This window comes from Streptomyces sp. NBC_00572 (assembly GCF_026341815.1).
In the GTDB taxonomy this organism is placed as follows: Bacteria; Actinomycetota; Actinomycetes; order Streptomycetales; family Streptomycetaceae; genus Streptomyces.
Window position 1 is genome coordinate 5,814,998 of the sequence record NZ_JAPENX010000001.1, and the last position, 24,677, is coordinate 5,839,674.

Annotated in this window: 22 protein-coding genes; 12 read left to right on the plus strand and 10 right to left on the minus strand. The window is 70.8% G+C overall.

Going from position 1 to position 24,677, the window contains the following annotated elements; all coding sequences use genetic code 11:
- Nucleotide 1 precedes the first annotated feature (1 nt).
- The 3 genes from OG514_RS26615 to OG514_RS26625 all read left to right on the plus strand — a co-directional run bounded on the left by OG514_RS26615 (nt 2) and on the right by OG514_RS26625 (nt 2,978).
- Complete coding sequence (locus OG514_RS26615) at nt 2-964, plus strand: hypothetical protein (protein WP_266899026.1); 963 nt, start codon at nt 2-4, stop codon at nt 962-964.
- 701 nt (nt 965-1,665) lie between these two features.
- Nucleotides 1,666-1,827: a hypothetical protein gene (locus OG514_RS26620; protein ID WP_173864715.1), complete on the plus strand. Its 162-nt coding sequence runs from the start codon at nt 1,666-1,668 to the stop codon at nt 1,825-1,827.
- Nucleotides 1,828-2,150: 323 nt separating this feature from the next.
- A complete protein-coding gene (locus OG514_RS26625; RefSeq protein WP_266899030.1) occupies nt 2,151-2,978 on the plus strand; it encodes an IS5 family transposase in 828 nt (275 codons plus the stop codon).
- Here the strand turns inward: OG514_RS26625 and OG514_RS26630 are convergent.
- The gene (locus OG514_RS26630; protein ID WP_266899032.1) at nt 2,935-3,435 is read right to left on the minus strand and encodes a hypothetical protein; all 501 of its coding nucleotides are present in this window, start codon (nt 3,433-3,435) and stop codon (nt 2,935-2,937) included. The two genes, OG514_RS26625 and OG514_RS26630, sit on opposite strands and share 44 nt — an antisense overlap.
- 277 nt (nt 3,436-3,712) lie before the next feature.
- Entirely contained in the window at nt 3,713-3,985 is a 273-nt protein-coding gene (locus OG514_RS26635) for a class I tRNA ligase family protein (protein ID WP_266899034.1), read from the minus strand.
- A 199-nt stretch (nt 3,986-4,184) separates the two neighbouring features.
- Here OG514_RS26635 and OG514_RS26640 point away from each other — a divergent pair, with 199 nt between their 5' ends.
- Together OG514_RS26640 and OG514_RS26645 are read left to right on the plus strand one after the other, a co-directional pair.
- On the plus strand, nt 4,185-5,636 hold the full coding sequence (locus OG514_RS26640) for a cytosine permease (protein WP_266899036.1): 1,452 nt from the start codon (nt 4,185-4,187) through the stop codon (nt 5,634-5,636).
- Nucleotides 5,637-5,682: 46 nt separating this feature from the next.
- Nucleotides 5,683-6,855 (plus strand): agmatine/peptidylarginine deiminase, encoded by a 1,173-nt coding sequence (locus tag OG514_RS26645; RefSeq protein WP_266899038.1) that lies wholly within the window; start codon nt 5,683-5,685, stop codon nt 6,853-6,855.
- Nucleotides 6,856-7,003: 148 nt separating this feature from the next.
- Here OG514_RS26645 and OG514_RS26650 read toward each other — a convergent pair whose 3' ends face one another.
- Both OG514_RS26650 and OG514_RS26655 read right to left on the minus strand, forming a co-directional pair.
- Nucleotides 7,004-10,312 (minus strand): S8 family serine peptidase, encoded by a 3,309-nt coding sequence (locus OG514_RS26650; protein ID WP_266900972.1) that lies wholly within the window; start codon nt 10,310-10,312, stop codon nt 7,004-7,006.
- A gap of 484 nt (nt 10,313-10,796) precedes the next feature.
- The gene (locus tag OG514_RS26655) at nt 10,797-12,005 is read right to left on the minus strand and encodes a glycoside hydrolase family 64 protein (RefSeq protein ID WP_266899040.1); all 1,209 of its coding nucleotides are present in this window, start codon (nt 12,003-12,005) and stop codon (nt 10,797-10,799) included.
- A 425-nt stretch (nt 12,006-12,430) separates the two neighbouring features.
- On the opposite strand from OG514_RS26655, the gene OG514_RS26660 reads away from it, so the two are divergent.
- The 3 genes from OG514_RS26660 (at nt 12,431) to OG514_RS26670 (ending at nt 17,279) form a co-directional block, all read left to right on the plus strand.
- Entirely contained in the window at nt 12,431-13,246 is an 816-nt protein-coding gene (locus tag OG514_RS26660; protein WP_266900973.1) for a class I SAM-dependent methyltransferase, read from the plus strand.
- A gap of 311 nt (nt 13,247-13,557) precedes the next feature.
- Nucleotides 13,558-16,827: a M36 family metallopeptidase gene (locus OG514_RS26665; protein ID WP_266899042.1), complete on the plus strand. Its 3,270-nt coding sequence runs from the start codon at nt 13,558-13,560 to the stop codon at nt 16,825-16,827.
- Nucleotides 16,824-17,279 carry a hypothetical protein gene (locus OG514_RS26670; protein WP_266899044.1) on the plus strand — a complete coding sequence of 152 codons (456 nt, stop codon included), beginning with the start codon at nt 16,824-16,826 and terminating at the stop codon, nt 17,277-17,279. Before OG514_RS26665 ends, OG514_RS26670 begins: the two co-directional genes overlap by 4 nt.
- A 308-nt stretch (nt 17,280-17,587) precedes the next feature.
- Here OG514_RS26670 and OG514_RS26675 read toward each other — a convergent pair whose 3' ends face one another.
- A complete protein-coding gene (locus tag OG514_RS26675; RefSeq protein ID WP_266899046.1) occupies nt 17,588-17,887 on the minus strand; it encodes a hypothetical protein in 300 nt (99 codons plus the stop codon).
- Nucleotides 17,888-18,120: 233 nt separating this feature from the next.
- On the minus strand, nt 18,121-18,537 hold the full coding sequence (locus tag OG514_RS26680) for an SRPBCC domain-containing protein (protein WP_266899048.1): 417 nt from the start codon (nt 18,535-18,537) through the stop codon (nt 18,121-18,123).
- 276 nt (nt 18,538-18,813) lie between these two features.
- Between OG514_RS26680 and OG514_RS26685 the strand changes: the two genes are divergently transcribed.
- Complete coding sequence (locus tag OG514_RS26685; protein ID WP_266899050.1) at nt 18,814-19,614, plus strand: VOC family protein; 801 nt, start codon at nt 18,814-18,816, stop codon at nt 19,612-19,614.
- A 34-nt stretch (nt 19,615-19,648) separates the two neighbouring features.
- Here the strand turns inward: OG514_RS26685 and OG514_RS26690 are convergent, their stop codons facing one another.
- Together OG514_RS26690 and OG514_RS26695 are read right to left on the minus strand one after the other, a co-directional pair.
- Nucleotides 19,649-20,002, minus strand: coding sequence for a GNAT family N-acetyltransferase (locus OG514_RS26690; RefSeq protein WP_266899052.1), 354 nt, complete (start codon nt 20,000-20,002; stop codon nt 19,649-19,651).
- A 63-nt stretch (nt 20,003-20,065) separates the two neighbouring features.
- The gene (locus tag OG514_RS26695) at nt 20,066-20,989 is read right to left on the minus strand and encodes a pirin family protein (RefSeq protein ID WP_266899054.1); all 924 of its coding nucleotides are present in this window, start codon (nt 20,987-20,989) and stop codon (nt 20,066-20,068) included.
- Between the two features lie 140 nt (nt 20,990-21,129).
- Between OG514_RS26695 and OG514_RS26700 the strand changes: the two genes are divergently transcribed.
- Entirely contained in the window at nt 21,130-21,696 is a 567-nt protein-coding gene (locus OG514_RS26700; RefSeq protein WP_266900974.1) for a carboxymuconolactone decarboxylase family protein, read from the plus strand.
- Here OG514_RS26700 and OG514_RS26705 read toward each other — a convergent pair.
- Both OG514_RS26705 and OG514_RS26710 read right to left on the minus strand, forming a co-directional pair.
- Entirely contained in the window at nt 21,686-22,414 is a 729-nt protein-coding gene (locus OG514_RS26705; RefSeq protein WP_266899056.1) for a YoaK family protein, read from the minus strand. The genes OG514_RS26700 and OG514_RS26705 overlap by 11 nt on opposite strands.
- Before the next feature lie 9 nt (nt 22,415-22,423).
- Nucleotides 22,424-23,353, minus strand: coding sequence for a helix-turn-helix transcriptional regulator (locus tag OG514_RS26710; protein ID WP_266899058.1), 930 nt, complete (start codon nt 23,351-23,353; stop codon nt 22,424-22,426).
- Between the two features lie 121 nt (nt 23,354-23,474).
- Here OG514_RS26710 and OG514_RS26715 point away from each other — a divergent pair, with 121 nt between their 5' ends.
- Together OG514_RS26715 and OG514_RS26720 are read left to right on the plus strand one after the other, a co-directional pair.
- Complete coding sequence (locus OG514_RS26715) at nt 23,475-24,236, plus strand: nuclear transport factor 2 family protein (protein ID WP_266899060.1); 762 nt, start codon at nt 23,475-23,477, stop codon at nt 24,234-24,236.
- Between the two features lie 114 nt (nt 24,237-24,350).
- Nucleotides 24,351-24,626, plus strand: coding sequence for a hypothetical protein (locus tag OG514_RS26720; protein ID WP_266899062.1), 276 nt, complete (start codon nt 24,351-24,353; stop codon nt 24,624-24,626).
- The last annotated feature ends 51 nt before the right edge of the window (nt 24,627-24,677 follow it).

Below are 24,677 nucleotides of genomic sequence, written 5' to 3' on the forward strand. Positions count from 1 at the left end.
CATGGCCGCCTGGCTGCGCCGCAGCACCTCAGCGCCCGTCTACGACCCGGCATTCGGCGACACGGCACTCGCCGAGGGGCGCGAGGACATGCTTCTGGGCCGGTGGGAAGGCGCCCGCGACCTGCTCGCCCGGACCCCGGACGACTGGGACCGGCGGGCGCACCGTATCCGGCTGCTCGCCGACGCCGCGGCGGGCAGACGCACCGTGGACCTGTGGCAGGCCTCGGAACCGCGGAACCCCGACGCCGCCGTACTCCGCGCGGAGACCGAAGTGATGCGGCTGTTCGCCGCCGCCCGCGCGGGGCGGACACCCGACGCCGAAAGGCTGGAGAGGGCCGCCGGACTCTGCCACCGAGCGGCCGAGCTCGCGCCCGCCGATCCGCACCCGTGGGTCTCGCTGCTCACCCTGGGCAGGCTCCACCCGAACGGGCACCCCGAGATGTCGGCCTGGTGGAACGAGATCCTCACCCGGGATCCGTACCACCGCGAAGGCCACCACCAGGCGCTGCGCTACCTTTCCGCCCGCTGGCACGGCTCGTACGGCACGGCCCTCAACTTTGCCTGGGACGTGGCGAGTTCGGCGCCGTACGGATCGCCGCTCCCAATCCTCGCTCAGGTGGCACGTGCCGAGCACTACCGGCACCGGGTGCGGACGGAGGGGAAGGCCGTCCTCGGTCTGACACATCACTGGAGCGAGGCGCGGGCCCTCGGGGACCTTCGCAACGCGCTGGACAAGTGGGTCGCCCACCGCGTACCCCGGGCACAGGACGTCGCCGACCTCAACTACCTGGCGCACGGCCTCGTCAAGGCGGCGATGGCCGACCGGGCGGGCGTCGTCTTCCGGCTGCTGGACAACCGGGCCACCGAGGTGCCCTGGTCCTACACGGGGGACCCGGAACAGCTCTTCGTCCGCTGGCGCGACAAGACCGCGTCGCCATCCGCTCAGTCATCGGCATCCGCTTAGAACCCGTTGTTCTATCGAGCGTGTGGGTGTTTTGGCTCGAACGGGGTTCTGGGTTGGGTGATGTTCGGGTGGTCCGGGCATGAAGGCAGGGCCTCTTGGTAGCTCGGGGGTGCGACCCCATCCGAGCAGCTCCAGGAGACCCTGTTGCCGAGGCGGCCCGCGCGGGGCTGGCCGAGGCGGCAGCCGAGACGGAACGGCTGGAGGCGGCACGCACGGCGAGCGCGGAAGCAGCGGCCCGCTCGCGGGAAGCCGCGGGAGCGGCGGCTAAGGCGCAGGCCCAGCAGCAGAAGGCGGCACGGAACGTCGAGAAGCTGACCAGCCCCGACGGGTGAACCACCACGCGCAGGCCCGAGACGGTGTACCGCGTGAGGCCAGGTCGGCGCTGCTGATCAGCCCACCACGCCAGCGAGGCGCTGGGCAGATGGCAGCTGGCGCGAAATGGATATGGCCCCACTCGTCGGTCTGGCCCAACATCCAGGCGACGTACCCAGCGCCAGGAGTCCGCGATCGGGCGCTGGGCTGCCAGCGTGGAGAACTCAACAGCCGTAGTCACCGCCACGAGTGAACGGACCCTAGCCCGATGACGAGGCTGGCCGCGCGGCCCATCCTCCCAGGAGAGGAAGCTGCGATCTTTGCCCAGGCGGACGAGCTCAACGCCCACATCGCTCGGCTCCTCGAACACTACGGGTAGGCTTGTAGGTATGGGAATTGACTGGGAGAACATGCTCGGCGCAAGCGGTAACGGCCTCGACGATGCCTACGACAGCGCGGTCTCCGCGGTCATCTACAGCGATGACCCGGTGGAGGACCGTCGGCCACTCCCAGTCGGCGAAGAGCACGACGACACAGACGGCTTGCGCTGAACTGAGCGCACGCACGAAACGCCCCGGCAAGCCGCGGCGTTTCGCCGTCTCATAACCCGTTGTTCCATCGAGCGTGTGGGTGTTTTGGCTCGAACGGGGTTCTGGGTTGGGTGATGTTCGGGTGGTCCGGGCATGAAGGCAGGGCCTCTTGGTAGCTCGGGGGTGCGACCCCATCCGAGCAGCTCCAAGCGACCCTGTTGCCGCAGTTCTACGCGTCCGCGCCCGTTGCGTCCAACCCTGCCGCTCCGTCGTGTGACTGCATCGCGCACGCGTACGGGAATGCCGCCGATCATGGCCAGCGGGTTCCCCGGTATCCGTCGGACATGTCGGACGCGGAGTGGGCGGCCGTCCGTCCGCTGCTGCCGGTTCCGGCGTGGCTGGAGGGCCGGGGCGGGCAGCCGGAGGGCTACTGCCACCGGCAGATACTCGACGCGGTCCGCTACCTCCTCGACAACGGCATCAAGTGGCGGGCGATCCCGGCCGACTTCCCCGCGTGGGACCGCGTCTACGCGTTCTTCCGCCGCTGGCGCCGCCAGGGCCTGATCAACGAATTCCACGACCGGCTCAGGTCACGGGTTCGCGAACTGGAGGGCCGGCAAGCGGAGCCGACGGCTGCGATCATCGACTCACAGTCCCTGCGGGCGGCCGACACCGTCGGCGCCGGCTCACGCGGCTGGGACGCGGGCAAGAAAGTAGGCGGCCGCAAGCGCCACATCGCGGTGGACTGCGGCGGCCTTCTCCTGGCTGTGAGGGTCACCGCGGCGTCCGTCCAGGACCGCGACGCGGCCACGCCCGTGCTGGAAAGACTGCGTGAACTGCACCGCAAGATCGCTGTGGTGTGGGCCGACAGCGGCTACGTCGGCCGGCTCGTTGGCTGGGCCAAGGACGCCCTCCACCTCGCGCTGACCATCGTCAGACGCAGTGACGACCAGAAGGGGTTCGTGATCCTGCCCCGACGCTGGGTCGTCGAACGCACACTGGCCTGGCTGATGCACCGCCGCCGTCTGGTCCGCGACTACGAACGCCTGCCCGCCACCCACGAAACGATGGTCATGTGGTCCATGACCATGATCATGGGACGCCGTCTCGCCCGCGGGCGCCCCGCACTCACGCGGCAGCCGAAGGTTCCTTCGACACGGCGGCCGGGGTGAACACCCCGGGTGTCTCCTCAGCCGCCCAACCACGGGCCACCAGCCGCTTCGCCATCGACCGCACACACTCGATCTTCGCGGGCACCTCCTCCCGCCCCAACGCGACGGTCAGAGCCCTGGCCCTCACCCCACCCATGGATGCCTCGGCATCCAGCACGGCCATGACCCGCTGATAATCCTCGGGCAGGACACGGGCAGAGACTCCCTCTCGACGGCACGGCACCACCATGACCCCGGCCACAACGGCATCCGCACCATTCACCGCGGCCTGCCGCCGGGCACCGGCCGGCCCGCCAAGGACCTCGGCCACCGTCTCCCGCGCGATGACCAGCCGCTCCAGACGTTCTTCCGCCTCCCCAAGCTCGGCCACGATCCGGTCGGCCTCCTCCCGCAGCCTCTCGATCACCTCACGCGCAGCCGTCTCCTTCGCTTCCAGCAGACCCAGCACAGACGTCATCGGCCACCCCACCGTCACGGAGAAACAAGACGCCCTATCCCTGCCTCACCACAACGGAACCCACTCCCACCAGCAGAAATCCAGCTACCACGTTCGGAACAACAACGGGTTCTTAGCCGCCGGCAGCTACCCGGCGCTCCGCGCGACCGCGGTGTCGCCCACAGGACCGGCCGCGTCGGCGAGCAGCCGCTCGCCGCGCACCTCGACGCGTCGGCGCTCGTCCAGCCGTTCGGTGAGCCAGTGGTGCCAGGCCCGATGGTGGTGTGCGGCCGGCTCGTCATGGACGTCGAGGAAGACGTCGGGCGCAGTCGGTCGCGGCCAGTGCGGCCCGGATGCGTAGGTGGTAGTCGTGGGCGGTCTCCTCCGGCGTCCGGTCTTCCCGCCGTGCGGCGGGAAGGACGTACGACTCCCAGCCGTCCGTGGCCGAGAAGACGGTGACCCGGTGGCCCTCGGCGCGCAGATGGCGGGCCAGGGCGTCGGCCGCCGGGAACGGGCCACCGAGATGGCCGGGATGGAGCTCGCCGTTGGGCGTGGGCAGGGCGGACATCATGTCCGCGCCCCTTCCGGATCGTCGTGGTTCGGGGAGCCTGATCGCCGAAGTGGCGCATTGCGAAAAATTGTTCGACGAATCCTGTGTGAGATGTGTTGACTGAAAATTAAGTCAATCCCTAGGGTGGCGCAGCCCTACCAGCTCTGGCTGGCGGGGCGGTCGGGTGGCCCCGAGGGCCGCCCCCTACCTAGGAGGCCAGATGGGGCCAGTCGCCTCGAAGACCGGGGATTCCGCACCTCCTGCGGGCATCGAGCAGCACTCGATCGACTGGGTGCCCCTCGCGGAACGGCACGGCAAGCCTTCGAGTGTCGGTGCCATCTGGTTCGTCGGCAGTCTCAATCTCACCGGTCTCGCGACCGGCGTCGTGACGCTCTCCATGGGGGCCTCGCTCGTCTGGACGGTGATCGCCACCGTCCTCGGCTCGCTCTTCGGCACGTTCTTCATGGCGTTCCACTCGGCCCAGGGTCCTCAGCTGGGCCTGCCTCAACTGGTGCAGTCCCGACCACAGTTCGGGTACGTGGGTGCCGCGCTGACCGTATGGGTGTTCGCCCTGGTCAACTACGTGGGCTTCAACACCTCCGACGCCCTGCTCTCCGGACAGGCCGTGAACCTGCTCACCGGGATCCCCAACGGGATCGGATATCTGCTGGCCGCCGGGGTGGCGACCGTGATCGCCCTGTTCGGCTACGACTGGATCCACCGCTTGAACAGATGGCTCACCTGGCCCTTCGTCGTGGTCACCGCGGCCATCACCGCCGCCGCCCTGCTCGGCGGAGGGCTGCCCGCCGGCGTCTGGGACGCCGGCCCCTTCGAACTCGCGCCGTTCATGCTCGTGTTCGTCTTCGTCGCCGGATTCCAGCTGGGCTGGGCGCCGTACGTCTCGGACTACTCGCGCTACCTCAGACCCGATGTCTCCGTCCGCAGCACCTTCTGGTGGACCTATCTGCCCAGCGCGGTCTCCGGGATCTGGGTGTTCATCCTCGGCGCCGTCGTCTCGGCCGGAGCGCCCGAGGGAACCGACCCGGTGACCGCGCTGAAGCTCGCGGGGGACCGGTTGTTCAGCGGATTCGGCACGGTCGCCGTCGTCGTGCTGCTGATCGGGCTGCTCTCGATCATGGCGATCAACCAGTACGGCGGCAGCCTCACCATGATCTCGATCGTGGACTCGTTCCGGCCGGTCAAGCCGACCCGGGCCATCCGGGTCGTGACCATCGGGATCATGCTGGTGGCCGTCGGGTCGATCTCGACCCTCGTCGGAATCGACCGCTTCAACTGGTTCTTCGCCAACGTGGTGGTCGTCCTGACGTACCTGTTCATCCCCTGGACGGCCGTCAACCTGGTGGACTTCTTCTTCGTCCGGCGCGGCCAGTACGTCGTGAAGGAGATCTTCAACCCGCGAGGAATCTACGGCCGTTGGGGCTGGCGCGGAAACCTCGCCTATGGGATCGGTCTGGCCTGCATGGCCCCGTTCATGGTCATCACCGGTCTCTACGTCGGACCTGTCGCAGAGATCCTCGGCGGCGTCGACTGCTCGGTCTTCGTCGGCCTGCCGGTGGCCGGCGGCCTGTACTGGATCTTTGCCCGAAGCCTCGATCTGGCCACCGAGCGTCGGATGGTCCGAGAGGAGGGGCTGCTGGCGCCACTTCACTGAGCACATCGCGCTGCACGTACAGAACTCCCGGAAGAAGGAGCATCACGTGAAGACACAGCACGACGACGGCGACAAGCCGGGCATCTCCCGCAGAACCCTCCTGGCCCGGACCGGTGCGGCCGCCGCCGCACTGGCGGTGGGGCCCGTACTCGGCGGCGTCCAGCCGGCCCTGGCCGCCTCCTGGCGAGTACCCGGAGAGGACGCGCCGCACAAGCGGACCTGGATGTCCTGGCCGTCCAGCTACACGATCTGGGGCAACCTGCTGTCCAAGATCCAGGCCGACATCGCCAAGCTCGCCAAGGAGGTGGCCAGGTACGAGCCGGTCATCATGTGCGCGGACGGATCGTCGGCCGCCTCGCAGGCCAGAACCGCCTGCGGGTCCACGGTCACGGTGATCAGCTCGATCCCCGTCTCGGACTGCTGGATGCGCGACACCGGTCCGCTGTTCCGCGTCGACGGAGCCGGCGGCATGGACTCCTTCGGGCTGAACTTCAACGCCTGGGGCGAGAACGCCACGACCTTCTACGGCCTCCCCGCCTCCGCCTACGCCAAGGACCGCCTGGTCGCGCAGCGGGTCGCCGCCTACACGGGTGTCCCGTTCGCGAAGGCCTCCGTGGTCGGTGAAGGCGGCGGCATCGAGTACGACGGCGACGGCACGCTCATGGCGACCGGGAGCTGCTGGCTGAACAGCAACCGCAACCCCGGCAAGTCGCGGAGCCAGGTGGAGGCGGAGCTGCTCTCCCGGTTCGGCGCATCGAAGATGATCTGGCTGCCCGGCGTCACCGGGGAGGACGTCACCGACGGTCACATCGACGGCACCGCCCGCTACATCAAACCCGGTGTGGTCATGGTGCAGTTGGCCGGCGCCGTGCGGCCGGACGTCTGGACCGCCAACGCGGCGGCCATCCGCGACGTCCTGGTGAACGCCACCGACGCCAGGGGGCGCCGACTGCAGGTCCTCACCATCGAAGGGCCCGACTCCCTGCCCCGTATCCCGTCGGGCCAGCGAGGGGACTTCCTCAGTTCCTACATGAACTGGACGGTGACCAACCAGGCGGTGATCACCACCCAGTTCGGCGACACCGCGAAGGACGCGGCGGCCAAGACGGCGATCGCCGCCGCCTACGGCAGGCCCGTCGTCCAGCTCAACCTCGACAGCCTCTACGGAAACGGCGGCGGCGGCGCGCACTGCGTCACCATGCAGGAGCCCAACCGCTGAGCAAAACGCCCGGGTCTCGGCTTCGAGACCCGGGCGTGCCCGTGCGGGACCCGGACGTGTCCGAGGCCCGACGGCGCCACTCGGCCGTACGGCGTCACCACCTCAGGTGGTGACGCCACGTCCGGTGGGAACAGTCAGCCGGACAGCGTCACTTGCCGAGCCACGCGTTGTGGATGGCCAGCGTCGACGTGTTGCCCTGCTTGTCCGTGACCACGGCGGAGAGCGAGATGCCGTTGTCCTTCGCCGGGTTCTTCACGGAGATCCGGCCGTTCAGGACCTGCACGAGCTTCCAGGTCTTCCCGTTGTCGTAACTCACCGACACCTTCAGCGACTTGAGGTTCTTCCCGGCCGCCGAGCCCTGCACGGTCACCGGGACCACGACCGGCGCCAGAGCCGGGGCGCGCGAGGTGAGGTCGACGGGGGCTCCGAAGCGGACCGTGGACACCGGCAGCGCCGTGGTGGCCGTGACCGGCTTCGAACGGAACGTGAAACTCGTCTCGACGCGGGTGGAGGCCGCGGCGGTCTTCGCCGGGCGTTCCGCGGAGGTCACCAGCCGGTACTCGGCGTCGGAGGCGTCGACCGCGAAGGGACGCGAGCCGCTCAGCGGGTCGTCGCTCTCGCCCACCTTGACGCCGTCGCGGTACAGCGTGGACGTGGCCGAGGTGTCCGCCGTGAGACCCACGTGGCCCCCGCCGTCGGCGAACAGCGGCACCGAGCCGACGAGCTGCTGCTTACCCGACGTCGGGTCGGGAGCGGTCCGGAACACGCCCATCCGCTCGCCCAGGAGCGGGCCGAAGACGCCCGTGTTGAACGTTTCCCGGTACGTCCTGCCGGCCTCGTAGCGCTTCGGCCGGACCATCTCGTAGGCACCCTCGAAGGCCGGGTAGCCCCACTGATCGGGCTCGCCCACCTGGTTGAACCTGGTGAGCCACTCGACATCGTCGCCGGTGGAGACGAGGAACGTCCGCGTGCCCGGCGCCGCCTGCGTCGCGGAGAACCCGTTGCCCTCCGGCGCGCCCGGCAGATGGGGGTACGGGGAGACGAGGGCGGACTTGCCGGGGGCGGAGGCACCGATATCGACCTTGAGCGTGGCCAGCTCGTTCGCCTTCACGTGCTTGGTGTAGCCGGTCGCGATCCGGTTGGTCCCGCCACCGAAGGCCACCGCGTACTGGGTGGTGGCGTCCTTGAGGAAGTGCGCGTCCCACGTCTGCAGGAGCGAGCCGTCGGTGACGGCCGGACCCAGGTGGGCGGTGCGGAAGCCGGTGAAGCCCCTGAGGACCCAGCCGTTGCCGACACGGCCGATCTCGGTGTCGACCTCGTAGTACGTGCCGGCGGACTCCGCCCGGTCGATGCCGGGCACGGTCAGGTCCACCGGCTTCGTGGTCCGCGCGTCGGCGGTGAGCGTGGTGGCGCCGGAGATCTCCAGCTTCGGCTGGGCGATCCAGTCGGTGCCCTTGGTGTAGTCGTCGGGATCCTGGTAGACGGCCGTGTTGAAGGTGTACGAGCCCTTGGGGACACGGATCGTGTGGCTGCCCGGCTCGTTGTCGACGCGGGCCTGGAAGCCGGCGGCGGGGCCACCGACACCGGAAAGCGTGCTGGAGAAGTTCTGGGCGTCGGCGCCGTCACGGCCGACGGTCCTGACCGTGACGTCGTAGGACTCCACCTCACGGACGGCCACCGCGGCCGTGCGGACGGACTGGCCCGCGCCGGTGGCGGTGACGTAGCCCGAGAAGGTGCCGTCGGTGTCGCCGACCCTGGTGTCCGCGACGAGGTCGACCTCGGCCCTGCCACCGGCGGGCACGGTCACCTTCGAGGCGCCGAGCGTGAAGAACCCGGCCGCAGCCGGCTTGCCCTTCTGGTCCAGGGTGGACACCGACAGGTCGAGGGTGACGTCACTGGTCCCGAGGTTGCGGTAGGCGAGCGTCCGGGTCTCGGGCCGGTCGTCGGCGTGCGGCCACTGCGCCACGCCGAAGTTCAGCGAGACCGGCTCGGCGACGACGCTTTGGGTCAGCGCCTTGTCGACCTGGACGCGACCCGAGCCCTGCTGGAAGGCGGTGTAGTCGCCGCCCTTGGCGGACCCGGTCAGCGCGCCCTTGAGCTCGGCGGACTTCCAGTCCGGATGACGCTGCTTCAGGATCGCGGCGGCGCCCGCGACGTGCGGGGTGGCCATGGAGGTGCCGTCGATCTGCAGGTACCCCGGCGCGGGGTGCGGCGTGCCCGGGTCCGTGTCGATGGCGCTGCCGGCGGCGGCGGCCGCGGTGATGGCGACGCCGGGCGCGGTCAGGTCCGGCTTGACGGCGCCGTCGCCGACGCGCGGGCCGACGCTGGAGAAGGAGGCGATCCTGTCGTCCTTGTCGACGGCGCCGACGGTCAGCGCGGAGTCCGCGCTGCCCGGTGAGCCCACCGTCTCGGCGCCGTACTCGCCGTCGTTGCCCGCCGCGATGGCGAACAGGATGCCCTTCTCGGCGGTGAGCCTGTCGACCGTGGCTTCGAGCGGGTCGGTGCCGGGGCTGTCGGGGCCGCCGAGGCTGAGGTTGACGACGTCCGCGCCTTCGGCGGCGGCCCACTCCATGCCCGCGATGACGGCGGAGTCGTCACCGAAGCCCTGGTCGTCGAGGACCTTCCCGCTGATCACCTTGGCGCCGGGGGCGACGCCCTTGAACCGGCCACCGGACTTGGCGCCGGTGCCCACGGCGATGGACGCGACGTGGGTGCCGTGTCCGACGCGGTCCACGGCGTCGGGGGAGGTGGAGAAGTTCTTCTCGCCGACGACCTGGGGCGCGAGGTCCTCGTGGGTCCTGTCGACGCCGGTGTCGAGCACGGCGATCTTGACGCCCGTGCCGTCGTACCCGGACTCCCACGCCTTGTCGGCGCCGATCTGCCGGACGCTGCGGTCCAGGCTCGCCGCGCGGACCCCGTCCAGCCACACCTTGCCGATGCCGGAGGCGGTGGCGCGCGCGCCGCTGGCCCGGCGGTCGGTCAGCGCCTCCCACACCCTGGCGACGTCGTCCTGGGACGTACGGATGGCGTCGGCGTTGATGGTCGGGAACGTGCGCCGCAGCTGGGTGTCGCCGGCCGTACGGACCTCGGCCCGTGCGGCACCGGCACCCCCTTCGTACTGCACGATCAGCTTGAGCCCGTCCCGATGGCTCTTGCGCAGCTGCGCGTCGGTGAGCACGTCGAGGTCGAAGAGTCGCTGGTCCAGCTTGCCGGCGGCGATCAGGCGCTGCGCGTCGCTCGGGACCACCAGGGTGTGGCCCTTGATGCGCTGCACCTGTACGGGTATGTGCTCACGGCCCGCGGCGGACTCGAAGCCCACCATCCGGCCCTTGGCGTCCACGACCACGCGGTCGCCCGTGATGAGCGGGATCCGCCGGTTGCCGTCGACGTGTGTGATGTCCGGCGTGGCCGCCGGGTTCGCCGCGTTCGTGACGATCGCGGTCGCGGGGCCGGTCATGCCTGCCACGAGCGCCACCGAGGTGGCCGCCGCGATGGTGAAGGCGCGTGCTCTGTGCACTTGTGCGCGCAAGTCTCCCCCAGGAGCTTGGGATGAGGTCGAGTGGTCTTTCCGGCCGGGGCGCAACGACGCCCGACGCCGGTCAGCGCAGTATGTGAGGTGATCAACGACGGCGCGGGCGTAGGGGATTGAGGCGCGTGGTTTCAAGCCATCGGGAGGGCCGCGAGTTTGATGGGGCCACGACGGTGGTGTGACGGCACCGTGACGGCGGATCGATGCTTCCGCGACACCGGCGCACGTCGGCGCGCATCGACCCCTCCGGATCACAGGCCCCGCACGGGTTTCGGGGGCGGGCGCCCCACGGCCGGAGGGCGTCCCTCCCATTGGCCGTATCCGCATCAGGAGGGAGCTGCCCTCCGGCACACGGCGAGGGGCCGTTTCAGAAGGATCTGAAACGGCCCCTCGGTCGGTGGTGCCGACAGGTCTAGTCGAACGGGTCGAGCGTCACGTACGCCTGCTGCGGGTTGCCGTCGTGCACCAGGGACTCGTGCGCGCCGACGTCGTCGAAGGCGAAGCCGTACGCCTTTCCGTCGGCCATCTGGGCGTGGATCTTGCGGGAGTAGTGGTTGGTCACCGAGTCCTGGTAGAAGCCGGCTGACGAGGTGTCCGGCTGGTTCGGGTTGGTGAGCAGCGTGGATCGGTTGTAACCGGCGCAGAGGGTACGGGAGATGGGACCGCGCACCTGGTCGTTCGGCGCGTCGAGGAGCTTGTAGCAGCCGAAGATGCTGTCGGAGTCGGGCTTCTGGAAGGAGGTGACGACGGCCCCGGAGCTGTTCGTGAAGTTCATGACGTTGCCGGAGACCCGGCCGAAGTACTTCACCGAGGGCTGGTTCGCGAACGGCGTCACGGTCAGGGTCGAGGTGGCGTACTTGCTCCAGACGCGGTTGATGTAGTCGTTCATCACCCCCGACGGCAGCGCGCCGGCCTCGATTCCGTGGCCCGGCGCCAGCGCGCGCAACACCGTGCCGTCCGCGCGGGTCTGGATCAGGTTGGCCCAGCCGCCCGGCTGCCCGCGCAGCGCGTCGTAGAAGCCCCGGTAGCCGCCGGGCTTGAGGCGTCCCGTGTTCACGACGGTGCCGTCCGGGCGCTTCACGCCGACCGCGTACGGCGCCGAGACCATGTCGACCTGGGTGCTGTTGATCCAGAGGCCCGAGTCGTTGAGCGTGTATTCGGACCAGTTGAAGAGGATGTTCCTGTTCGGGTCGCTCGGGTTCTGCACCGCGGGCTGTACGAGCCCGCCCGTCGCCAGCTTGAACACCAGCTTCTGTCCGTAGCTGAAGTAGATCCGCCCCGAGAACTTCGGCAGCCGGATCGTCATCGACCCGCCGTTGGCCGGGCCGGCGATGGCGGCGTCGGGCGCGGGAACGGGCGTGGACCCTCCGGCCGGCCAGGGATGGAAGGTGCCGTTCGCGTCCGCCCACCCCTGCCGGCCCGTCGAGAGCTCGGTGCCGAGGTTGTAGACGTAGACCTGGTCGCCACGGCCGGAGTTGTTCTTAAAGGTGAGCGGAATGGTCGCGGGGACGGCCGCCTCGACGGAGTCGGAGGGGCCGGCGAGGGTGACGACGGTGCTGATCAGCGCGGCGGCGACCAGTGAGAGGAGTGGGGCGCGCGTGCGCCTGCGGCGTGCGGACACGTGGGGGCTCCTGGGAGGTGGGGGAGTGGGGGAGCGGGAGATCCGTGTGGACGAGAACGTTTTGAGAGCGCTCTCAAGAATGGTGAGAGTGAGATGGACCTGTCAATGGTGTGGACCGGTTCGAGCGCACCGAGCGGGCTTCGGGGCGAGTTCGGAGCGCCCGATCGGCTCAGGCGCGGCGCGCCTCGGCCGCGAGGGTGGCGGCCGGTGGAGGATCGAACCCGGGGTCGGCCTCACGACCGGCCGCCCGACATCCACCTTCCTCTCGTGCGAAGAGATCCGGCCATGAAACTGTTCGAGGACCCGCTGTTCCAGTACCTTGCCGACGGCCGGGAGCCGGAGCGCGCCAAGGGTGAGAACCCCGGCGCCACTTCGGGGCGGACGTGACCACCGCGCCGCGTGGGGACGCGCCGGGCGGGGACGCACTGCGTGAGGACGCACCGCGTCAGGGTCGCTACGGCGAGACCGTGTTCCCTCCCGGGCAGGCGGGTGAGGGTGAGCGCATCGACTTCGGCGCCCTCGCCTACGACGACACCACCATGGCGCGGCTGCGCGCGCTCGGGGCCGGCCCGGGGTGGCGGTGCCTCGACGTGGGTGCCGGCACCGGCACGGTCTCCTGTCGGCTGCTCGAAGAGGCCGGGGTGACGGGCGTGCTCGCCGTGGACCGGGACGTACGTTTTCTGAGCGAGCGGCCCGTTTCCGGACTCGACATGCTGGAGGCCGACATCACGGCCCCGGACTTCGACCCCGGCCGGTTCCGGCTCGTCCACGCGCGCTTCGTGCTGATGCACCTTCCCGAGCGCGAGCGTCTGATCGCCCGGCTTGCCGAACTCGTCGAGCCCGGAGGTGTGTTGGTCCTCAGCGACGCGGTCGACCTGACGAGTGACCGGGCGCCCGGCACGCCGTACACGGAGGTGATGCGGGCGATGTGGCAGGCGCTGCGGGACACCATCGGCACCGATGTCTCCTGGGTTCCGGCCTACCCGCAGTTGCTGCGCGGTGCGGGCCTCGTCTCCGTCGGGGCCGAGATCCATGTGCCGCCCCTGCTGCCCGGCAGTCCCATCAGCCGTTTCTGGGCGGACACGTGGGAGCGGAGCAGGGCGCCGATGATCGCCACCGGTCGCGTCGACGACGCTGCCGTCGACGGGGCGATCCGATACCTGGGCTCCGACGAATGCGCCGCACTGTCGGCCGGCATGCTCACGGTGTGGGGCTGGAAACCGGAGGAGGGTCGGCGCTGAGCGATGCCCCGTCCGTCGTCGGGCGGCCGGAGTCCCGGTGTGTCACCGGGTCGACATGGTCGACGGTCCGCCCCGGCCGTCGGATCCTTCACCACCTCTCCATGTGATGCGTTTTCCTGGTCGTGGGCGCTGGATTCCCCCGGCGGACAGTCCGATGAACGTCGCTGATCACGGGGAATGATCTCCGCCAGTTGTGACGGGCCTGTCGTCGGCCACCCGGGCGGGGCGGTATGCGTCCTTCCGCGCCCTTGTCATGCGCACATAGCTTGTCCCCGGTCCGCAGTCAGGAAGTCAACGGACGGGGGAGTCCGATGCCACCCACACGCCTGTCGACGCGCGCACGAACACTGCTCATCGGAGCGGTCCTGCTCGCCTTACCGGCCGTCACGACCACACCGTCGGCCGCCGTGATCGGCGCCGCCGAACGCCCCGGTGAGCAGAAGAGGCCGGCCCAGGAGCAGCCGGATCTGCCGTACCCGAACATCGACGTACGCGGCGACAAGCGCGTCACGCCCACGGCCGGGCAACTGCGCGCGGCCCAGGAGCTCGACGGCGCGGCGATCCGCTGGGGCCGGTTCGGTACGCCGAGGCTGCTCACCCCGCAGGGCCGCAACGCGCTCACCGCCACGAGCGCCACCGATCCGCAGAGCCTCGCGCTGGACCACATACGCGAGCACGCGGCCCTCTACGGCCTGTCCGCCGCCGAGTTGGACGCCCTCACCGTCGTCACGTCGTACCGCACCGAGCACAACGGAGTACGGCACGTCTTCATCGGCCAGAGCGACCGGGGCGTCCCCGTCCACGGCGCCCGTCTCTCGGTCGCCGTCGACGCCTCCGGCCGCATCCTCACCGTCACCGGCAGCCTCGTCGCGGAGGCCCGCGCCACCGGGACGGCCGTCCTCGGCAAGGCCGCCGCACTGGACAGGGCCGCGGCCTCCGTCGGCACCGACTCCCCGTCCGGCGCCCCATCCCACTCCCCATCCGGCGCGACCACCGCCACCGCCACCCGGGTCACCTTCCCGCTCGCCGACGGCACCGCCCGTCCTGCCTGGCGGACCACGCTCACCGCCGACAACAAGCACCTGTACGACATCGTCGTCGACGCGGGGAACGGCACCGTCCTCCAGCGCACCGACCTCACCAGCAACGAGGGCCCCGAGGGCCGGGTCTTCACCGGCCAGAACCCCACCCTCGGCAGCGCGGCGACCGTGCCCTTCAGCGGCCTCGGCCGCTCCTGGGTCACCGGCCGGGTCACCACCGGCAACAACGGCGAGGTCTCCCAGGACCTCGACGGCGTGGAGACCCTCGGTCACCAGCCGCAGACCCCGGCGGCCGGAGACCCGGCGTACCAGCACTTCGCCTACACCTTCACGGACGCCTTCCGTACGAGCGGCGGAACCGACCTCACCACCGACCGGGACGCGGTCGTCACCCAGGCCTTCTACTACGCCAACCGCATGCACGACCACCTCTACGGACTCGGCTTCGACGAGGCCTCGGGCAACTTCCAGGAGGACAACCTCGGCAACGGCGGCGCCGGCGGCGACCGGGTCCAGGTCTACGTCGACTTCGACGCCAACGGGGACTCCGCCTGCAACGCCAACTTCGGTACCCCCGCCGACGGCCAGAACCCGACCATGCGGCTCTTCGTCGGACGCGCCTCCTGCGACAACCACAACGTGCACCGGGCCATGAACGGCGACACCGTCGCCCATGAGTACAGCCACGGCCTGTCCCACCGGCTCGTCGGCGGCGGCGACATGGGCGACGGAGTGCAGACCGGCGCGCTCGGCGAGGGCTGGAGCGACGCGGTGGCCACCTCCCTCTGGAACGACCCGGTGTACGGCGAGTACAACAACGGCCGGCCCACCGGCATACGCCGCGTCGCGTACGACAACAGCCACCTCACCTACGCCGACCTCTGCGACGACGGCACCTGCAGCGTGCACTCCGACGGCGAGATCTGGGCCACCACCATGTGGGACATGCGCACCGCGCTCGTCGGCGCGTACGGGTACACCACGGGAAAGCAGCGGCACGAGCAGCTGATGGTCGACGGCATGAAGCAGACGCCGTCCTCGCCCGACTTCCTCGACGCCCGCGACGGCATCCTCGCCGCCGACCGCGCCAACCACGGCGGCGCCAACCAGTGCCTGCTGTGGGGCGTGTTCGCCCGCCGGGGCATGGGCGCGAGCGCCACCTCGCCGAGCCAGGGGCAGGCCAACCCGGCGACCGACCACCCGGCGAGCTGCCGGCCCACCGCCGACGCGGGCGGCCCGTACACCACCAAGGAAGGCTCTGATGTACGGCTCGACGCCGGCGGCTCCACCGTCCCCGGTGGCGGCGGCAGTTACAGCTGGGACTTCGACGGCGACGGCGCCTACGACGACGCGACCGGCGTCAGCCCGCTCTTCGACCGGGTCGGCCAGGACGGCACGTACACCGTCGGCCTGCGCGTCGGCAACGCCGCCGGAGCCGACACCGACACGGCGACCGTGACCGTCACCAACGTGGCGCCCACGGTGAACCTGACCGTCCAGGGCCCGCGCGAGGAGGGCGGCAGGCTCACCGTCTCCGGCACGGTCACAGACCCGGGCTGGCTCGACCCGCTCACCGCGACCATCGACCCCGGCGACGGCAAGCCCGTCGCGTTGCCCGGGCAGTTGGAGAACAACCGGCCCGACGCCACCCTCACCTTCAGCCGCGAGATCGCCTTCGGCGACAACGGCACCTTCACCGTGAAGATCTGCGGCAGCGACGACGACACCAGCACCTGCCGAGAGGCCGACGTCACCGTCGCCAACGTCGACCCGACCATCGCCCTCGACAAGACCGGTGCCGTGCCGCTCGCGGGCGGCCGGACCCTCGTCGTCCGCGCGGGCGAGGAGAAGCGGTACACCGCCCGGATCACCGACCCCGGCAGCGACGACGAGACCATGAGCTGGGCCTGGGGCGACGGGACACCGCCCACCACGACCACCTCGCTCGTCAATCCGCCCGGCACCGACCCCGCCCGCAGCCCCAGCGTCCAGCCGCGCGACCTGACGGACGCCCCGGCCCACACGTACACCAAGCCCTGCCTGTACAACCTGTCCCTCACGGCACGCGACGACGACGGCGGCACCGGGACCGACGGGACGCCCCTCATCGTCCAGGGCCATGCCCCGCTGTCACTCCTCGCCGACGTCTGGTACGTCAAGTACCTGACCGGCGACCTCACCGGGCTCGGCAAGGAGACGCTGGACTGCTACCTGAAGATCGTCCAGCACTCCAGCGCGGTGTTCTCCGAGAAGGTCGACGTGTCCACCCAGGGCAAGGCCGCGAACGTCCTCTTCCTCAACCTGCTCATGGACCCGAAGCGGTCCCTCGACCGCCAACTGCTGGCGGCCTGGCTGAACTTCGCCAACGGAGCCTTCGACCCGTACGAACTCGTCGACACCGACAGCGATCTGAAGGCGGACACCCCCTTCCTGGAGGCCGTCCAGAACGCCGAGAAGGTACGCCTCGACCCCCAAGCCACCAAGCAGCAGCTGTCAGCCCAGGCAGCCATTCTCACCTGCATCAACATCCCGCTCGTATGACACGGATGTCGCTGCTGCCGCGCGCCGCCGCCACCCTGCTCCTCGGGGTGGCGGTTGCCGCGTGCACCGACGGCACCCCGCGGGAGCGGCCGACCCCGCCCACCCGCACGTCCACCCCCGGCCCGGGCTCGACCGCGACACCGCCGACCCCCTCCCCCACCACGACGACAGCGGTACCCGCGTCGCCGTCCGCCGCCCCGGCCGCCCTCACCCAGGACGACACCGGCCGCACCTTCACCCTCCCCCTCGGCGACACCACCCAGCTGCGCCTCTCCGGCCGTTGGCGCGCGGCAACCCCCACTGTCGACGGCACGGCGATCGCCCTCGTGCCGGTCGACTTCGAGTCCGATCCGGGGTTCCGCGCCTGGGACGTCCGCGCCGTGCGGCCAGGCGTGGCGGTGCTGCACACCTCCGGACAGGAAGGGCTGCGGATCACCTTCCGGATTCGGTGAGCATGCGGCCGACCCGCTGAGGCACGGTCGATCGGTCCCTGTCACCGCCGCGCGGGTGGAAGGCGGCTGGCGGGTCGCCGCGACGATGCCTTTGGAGGGCCGATGAGCATCAGGGTGAACACGGCCCTGCGGGCTTCCTGCTGAAGCGCTCGGGCCCTGCCCTGCTCGTGGAGGCGGTACGGGCGGGGCCCGGAACAGGGTCGGCATCGCCGCCTGGGTCTGGGAACGCTCGCGAAGCGCACGAGTCACCGACCAGGGGCAGGTGATGTCACCTGAACGCGTCGAGCAAGGCGGGGCGCCGGGGGTGGTCAGCCGGCGGGGGTGATCGCGGACAGGCCCTTGCGCAGGTCTTCGGGGTTCATGACCGGCGAGTAATGGATCTTGGCGTGGAGCAGGCGGAAGAAGGGCTCCGAGATCTTCGGCAACTGCGAGGGGTCGCCCAGGTCGAAGAACAGATACGCCGTACGAGAGCCGTTCTCGACGGTGAAGTAGGCGGCCTCGGCGTGGATCTCCTGCAGTGTCTCCTCCATGACCTTCTGCAGGGTGCCCTGTCTGATGGCCTCGTTCGAGGCCGGGGTGTCCATCTGAACCTTCAGGAGCATGCGCATGACGTCGCCTCTCCCGACCGGGCGGGCGCACCGTTCGCTACGCCCTCGACACCCGGACGCGCTCAGTTCAAGCCTCCCCCTTCCCCTCCGGCGCGACCACTCGGCGGAGGGGAAGGCGCGTCGGGAGGGTGCCGGTAGGCGTGTTGGCAGGCGTCTCGGGCTGCAGGTCGCGGGCGAACCAGGAGGGCGACCAGCGCGTGACCGAGGGCCCTCGGCCCGTCTCTTGTACGCGGCTACTCGCCGGCTGTGTCCAGTGCGGGCTCGATCCGCCCGAGCGGGCCCGGCCAGCCGTGTCCCATGCCCTCGAACGCGGCCTTGCCGAGCGGCGAGTCGAGGTCGAACCCGGCGTGGTCGAGGAAGAGCCGCGTACCCGTTCCTTCGGCCTCAAGTCGCCAGGTGATGGTGGTGTCGAGGCTCCCCGGGGCGAAGCTGTAGCGCAGCAGTCGTTCCGGCTCCACGGCGAGCACCTCGCATTCCTGGTGGCCCCACTGCCCCATGTCCAGGGTGAAGCGGTGTCCCACCTCCGCACGTACGTCCCCGGCGGCCCACCAGCGCGCGTGCAGCTCGGGGTCGGTGAGCGCACGCCACACGGCCCGGGGCGGGTGGGCGATGAACCGGTCGCAGTGGATGGTCCGGAGTTCGGCGGTCATGGGGATTCGTCCTCGGTTCCTGCGGTCGTCGGTGTGGTGGTGGGGTTGCCGTTGTCGCCGTCGTCGGTCGCGGCGGTTTCGCCGATGTCGTCCAGCACCTCGCGCAGGGCTCCCATGCGGGCGCGCCAGGAGCGGTCGACGTGGCGGGCGGCGGGCTGTGGGCGGCGGGCGGTCGATGCGGCGGGCCGCGAGGGTCGACGCGCGAGGGGTCGTGTCCGGTGCGAGGCTGAGGGCGTACCTGGCGTGCGTACCCCGGAAACGTGAAAGGCCTTCGCCATGATCACCACCGACTTCGTACCCGGCTCGCCCTGCTGGCTCGACCTCGGCGCCCCCGACGTCCCGGCCGCCGCGGCCTTCTACGGCGGCGTGCTCGGATGGGACTACGAGTCCATGGGGGAGGGGGAGGACATGGAAGGCGGGATGTTCCGGAACGACGGGAAGATCGTCGCCGGACTCGGCAAGCTCACGGAGCAGGGCGCGCGCTCGGCCTGGATGATCTACTACAGCGTCGCCGACGCGGACGCGACGACCCGGGCGGTGGAGGACGCGGGCGGCACGGTCCGGGTGGCGCCGATGGATCTCGACGAATGGGGCCGGATGGCGCAGTACAGCGACCCGATGGGCGGGCAGTTCGCCGTCTGGCAACCGGGCTCGAACAAGGGCGTCGAGCAGGTGGACACGCCGGGCTCACTGTCCTGGACCGAGCTGTACACGAGCGACGCCTCGGCCGCGAAGCAGTTCTACGGCAGCGTCTTCGGCTGGCAGTTCAGCGACATGCCGATGCCTGGCGGGGCGGGTGGCGCGTACACCATCATCACCCCCGCCGGACTGCCCCAGGAGCGGATGCACGGCGGCCTCATGCAGGTGAGCGAGGCGGACCTCGCCCTCGCGCACGGGCGGCCGTACTGGCACCCCGTCTTCGCGGTCACCGACTGCGACACCGCGGTCGCCAGGGTCACCGCGAGCGGCGGCAACGTGCAGATGGGCCCTGACGATGCGGAGGGCGTCGGGCGGCTCGCCGTCTGTCTGGACCCGTCGAAGGCCGACTTCGTGGTCCTCGCCCCGTCGGCCCCCTGAGCGAGGGCCGGTCAGGCGTTCCGCCGTGCCCGCGTCAGCGGGCCAGTCGGGCGTCCAGCCACTGGAGGACCTCCGGCGTCACCGGGTCGGTGATGTCGGCGAACTCCTCGTGCTTCTTCAGGAACTTCGCCACGTACGGGCAGACCGGCACGATCCGCATCCCGGAGGCGCGCACATCGGTCAGCGCCTGCTCGACGAGGATCGAGGCGAGCCCCTGGCCCGCGTAGGCGTCGTCGATCTCGGTGTGGAAGAAGACGCGCCGGTCGTCGCGGTCGCGGTACGCCGTGAGGCCGGCGCGCCGGTCGCCGACGAGGATCTCGTAGCGGTGCCGCGGGTCGACGTGCCGGACGACGGGGGCGACGGGGATGGTGGCTTCCTGCTCGCTCATGACGTTCCTTTCGGGAGTGAGGGGTGCGAGGGGTCGGGGGTGTGGGGGTCGGGGTGCGAGGGTTCAGCCGCGGGGCGGGTTTCCGCGGGGTCGGAGGGCGGCGTTCGGCAGGGCCGGGGCCGGGAGGCGGTCGCCGGGGTAGCCCTCGACGTGCCCGAAGCGCTCGGAGGCGCGCTCCCATTCCTCCCTGGCCTCGACGATGTCCTGGTTGTCGCGGCCGATGAAGTTCCACCACATGACGATCTCCTCACCGAAGGGCGTGCCGCCGATGAGGACCGCCCGCGCGCGGTGGTCGGACCCGTTCGTCAGGGTGAGCGTGGTGTGTCCGGTGTCGACGTAGCCGAGTTCGGCCGGGCGCAGGAGGGTTCCGGCCAGGCGGACGTCTCCTTCGTCGACGAGCAGGCCGTGCTCGAACGCCGGGTCGACGGGGAGGGTGACCGTGGTGCCGGGGTCGAGGAGGAGTTCGGCGCCGAGGAGCGGGCTGAAGGTGCGTACGGGGGAGGTCTCGCCGGCCAGTGAGCCGAGGAACACCCGGAGTTCCGCCCCTTCGAGCCGTATCGGCCCGGGCGCGTGGTGCTGGAAGTCGCGGTCGGTGTGGCGGTGTTCGTCGGGCAGAGCCACCCACAGCTGCACCCCGTGCAGGACGGTGGTGCCGGGTGTGGAGACCTCGGTGTGGCTGATGCCGTGACCGCCGGTCATGAGGTTCAGCTCCCCGGGCCGTACGAACGCGTGGCTGCCCAGGCTGTCGCGGTGCTCGATCTCCCCGCTGAAGAGCCAGCTCACGGTCTGCAGACCGGTGTGCGGGTGGGGAGCGACGTCCATTCCGCCGGACTCGGCGACGGCGTCGGGGCCGTAGTGGTCGGCGAAGCACCAGGCCCCGATGAGCGTCCGTGACCGCTGGGGCAGTGTGCGCCGTACGGTCATGGCGCGTGGGCCACCCAGCGGGACGTCTCGCGCGGCGAGGATCTCGACCTCCGTGTCGTCCATGCCCGACCCCTCTCCGTCCGTACTCGACCTACGATGTAGTTTCGATTTCAACAACTATGCATGATCATAGCCCCAGAACCCGTGACGCGCACGGATTCCTCGAATCCTCGAATTCCTCGAAGGAGCGCCTGGTGAACGACATGGCACACGCCCCCGACGGCCGACGGGTCTACCTCGACAAGCAGAGCCCGACGGCCTACCAGGCCCTGGTCCGTACGGCCGACGCCGTCCGCGCGACCGCGTCCGATGCGGGCCTCGACCGGATCCTGGTGGAGCTGGTCAACCTTCGCGTCTCCCAGATCAACGGCTGCGCCTCCTGCCTCGACGTCCACACCAGGGCCGCGCTCCGGGCCGGCGAGACGACCCGGCGCCTCGGCGTGCTCCCCGCCTGGCGGGACACCGAGCTCTTCACCGCACGCGAACGCGCGGCCCTCGCCCTCGCGGAGGCCACGACGGACCCGGCGGACGGCCGTGCGCAGGAACGGGCCTACGAGGCGGCGCGCGCGGTCCTGGACGACGACGAGATCTCCGCGGTGCTCTGGGTGGCGATCACCATCAACGCCTTCAACCGCGTCTCGATCCTGAGTCGTCATCCCGTACGGGAGCCGGGCCAGGCCGTCCGGGAGCCGGGGCACCCCGCACCGGAGCCGGGCCAGGCCGTACGAGACGCCGCGCCCGGGCCGCTCGCGGCGGACGTCAGGATCTGACCCACTCGGCGTCGGTGGCCGCCAGACGTCCCGTGACCACGGCGGCCACCGCGAGCAGCCCCAGCGCCACCCCCAGGACGAGCGAGAGCCCGGCATCGAGGAGCAGGGCACCGACGAGGGCGCCGAGGACCATCGCCAGCACGGAGAGGATCCGCCGAGCGGGCCGGGGCCCCTCGTCGCCGGCGTCTCCGGACCCCGCGGCCAGTCCGGTCAGCGTCTGGGTCAGCACGGTCGTGGTCAGGTCCGGTACGCCGATGCGCCGGGCGACCGCGGTCTGCGTTCCCATCGCGAGAGCGAGGGCCACGATCAGGGCGTACCGGCCCGGCGTGCCCACGCGGTCGTGCGCCACGACGGCGATGGCGAAAGCCGCCGCGACCAGCACCGCCTGCAGGACCATCGCCGACGCGAGCAGCCGCCCGCGATGCGCGGCGAACCGGGTGCCGAACCGGCCACCCGCCACCGCACCGACGAGGAACGCCGCGAGGGACACGACCGAGGCCGGCGCGGACAGGCCCGCGGCTCCCGCCAGGGCGAAGCCCAGCAACACCACGTTGCCGGTCATGTTGGCCACGAAGACCTGCCCGAGGCCCAGATAGCTCACCGCGTCCACCAGGCCGGTCAGGACCGTCAGCGTCAGCATGAGGGGCGGCAGCGGCCCGTGCCGGTCCCCCTTCGGCGGCACCAGCGTGTGGGCCGCGTCGACGAGCAGCTTGCGCATCCTCGGATGCTATCCGCGCCGCCGCGCCGGACCGGGTCGCGCCACCCGGACCGGCTGCCCGCGCACCACGTCGCGGAAGGCGATCGGGGTCTGCCCGGTGCGCTGGTGGAAGAACTTGCTGAAGTGCGTCGCGCTGGAGAAGCCGAGGTGGTCGGCGATGCGGGCGGCGGGCAGGTCGCTGTGGGCCAGGAGCCGCTTGGCCTCCAGGACGACGCGACGGTCGATGAACTCCTTGGCGCCGAGGCCGGTGGCGGCGAGGGTGGCGCGGGAGAGCGTGCGGGGCGCGTAGCCGAGGGCGCGGGCGTACTCCTCGACCCGGCGGGTGCGGGTGAAGTCCTGCTCGACGGCGTCACGGAAGCGTGGATACGTGGCGTCGGGCTCGGCCACGGGGCCGCCGACGGGCGCCGTGAGGTGGGCGAGACGCAGGACGAGGACGGACAGCAGATGGCGCAGGGCCGCGGTGTGGACCTCCAGCGGCAGATGCCCGAGCGCGCCGAACTCGGCGGCGAGGTGGTCGGCGGCCAGCCGCAGGGCCGCGGCCTCGCCGGGCAGCGGGCGGCGCAGGACAGGGGCGTGCGGGTCTTCGAGACGGGCGCCCGAGGCGGTGGCCGGGTCGAGGAACTCCTGCCGGAACAGGATCAGCGTGCCCTCGGCATGGGTGAGGTCGCCCCACTGCTGGACCTGGCCGGGGCGCACCCACAGCCACGAGCCGGCGTCGAGCGCGTACGCCGTGAAGTCCACCGTGTGCGAGAGCGCTCCGCCGGAGAGGGCGATCAGATGGTGGAAGTCCGGCCGCTGGGGGAGCGCGAGCCGCTCGGCGGGCACCCGGCGGCGCAGGTCGGCCAGGGGCAGCACCTCGACCCCGGCGGGGGTTCCGGCGGGTGCGGTGAAGGAGACCTCGGGGATCCCCTGGTCGGCGGCATGTCGGTTTTTGACCATCACTGGTCCTCAGCGTATCCAGGTCTGGCTGCTCAGCGCCCCTAACTTGGGGGTATCGGCTCGTCCGGCTCCCTCGGGACGGCGGAAAAGAGCAAGGCACGACGTCATGAGGAGACTGGTCATGAGTACCGCCAAGAACACCGTTCTGACCGCCGCGGGCGAGCTGTTCGGGAAGAAGGACCCGAGCGCCGTGGACCGCTGGGTGGCCCCCGGCTACATCCAGCACAGCGCCCTCGTCGCCGACGGCCCCGAGGCCCTGCGCGGGCTGGTCGCCGCTCTCCCCGACGGCTTCCGTTACGAGGGCGCCCGGGTGATCGCCGACGGCGACCTGGTGGCCCTGCACGGGACGTACCACGGCTTCGGCCCCGACCCGCTGGTCGCCTTCGACGTCTTCCGCGTCGACGGCGACGGCCGGCTCGTCGAGCACTGGGACGCCCTGACGCCTCTGGTCGCGGACACCGCCTCGGGCCGCTCGCAGACCGACGGCCCCGCCGACATCACCGAGCCGGGGACGACGGAGGCCAACCGTGCCCTGGTCGCCGAGTTCGCGCGGAAGGTCCTGATCGGCGGCGACTACTCGGTCCTGACCGACTACGTCTCCACCGAGACCTACCACCAGCACAACCCGGAGGCCGCCGACGGCCTCGACGGATTCGGCGCCGCCGCCGCGAACTGGGCCGCGCAGGGCAAGAACCTCGTCTACAAGACCGTCCACAAGGTCATCGCCGAGGGTGAGTTCGTCCTGCTCCAGTCCGAGGGCGAGTTCGGTGTCCCGGTGGCGTACTACGACCTCTTCCGCGTCGCCGACGGCAGGATCGTCGAGCACTGGGACGTCATCGCCCCGGTCCCGGCCGAACTGCCCCACGCCAACGGCCTGTTCTGACCGCCGAGGCCGCGGCCCCATCCCGTTGGTGGTGCTTTCGGGCGGTGTGGGCGGGCGGCGACCGTGTCCGTCGGCGCGGCGGGCCGTTGTGAGGGTGTGATTTCTACACGACGCATGTCCACAGTCCTCGCCGTCGCCGCCGCCTTCTCGTGCCTCGGCGCGTCCGCGGCACAGGCCGTCGCCACCACCAGCCCGCTCGGTCCGCCGATCAATCCGGTCAGCGAGCTCGACGCCCTCGCCACGACCGGGATTCCCGAGGAGTCCAAGGACGCGTTCCCCGGCATCGCCGGTCAGCTCGGTGGACTCAACCGGCTGAACGACGTGAACCAGCTCCACCAGCTCACCGACCTGGCGGCGCCGGCCACCGGGCTGCTCCCCGAGATCTCCTGACCGATCCTTCGGGGACGGCCGAACCGGCATCGTGCGCCAGGGCGCGGTGCC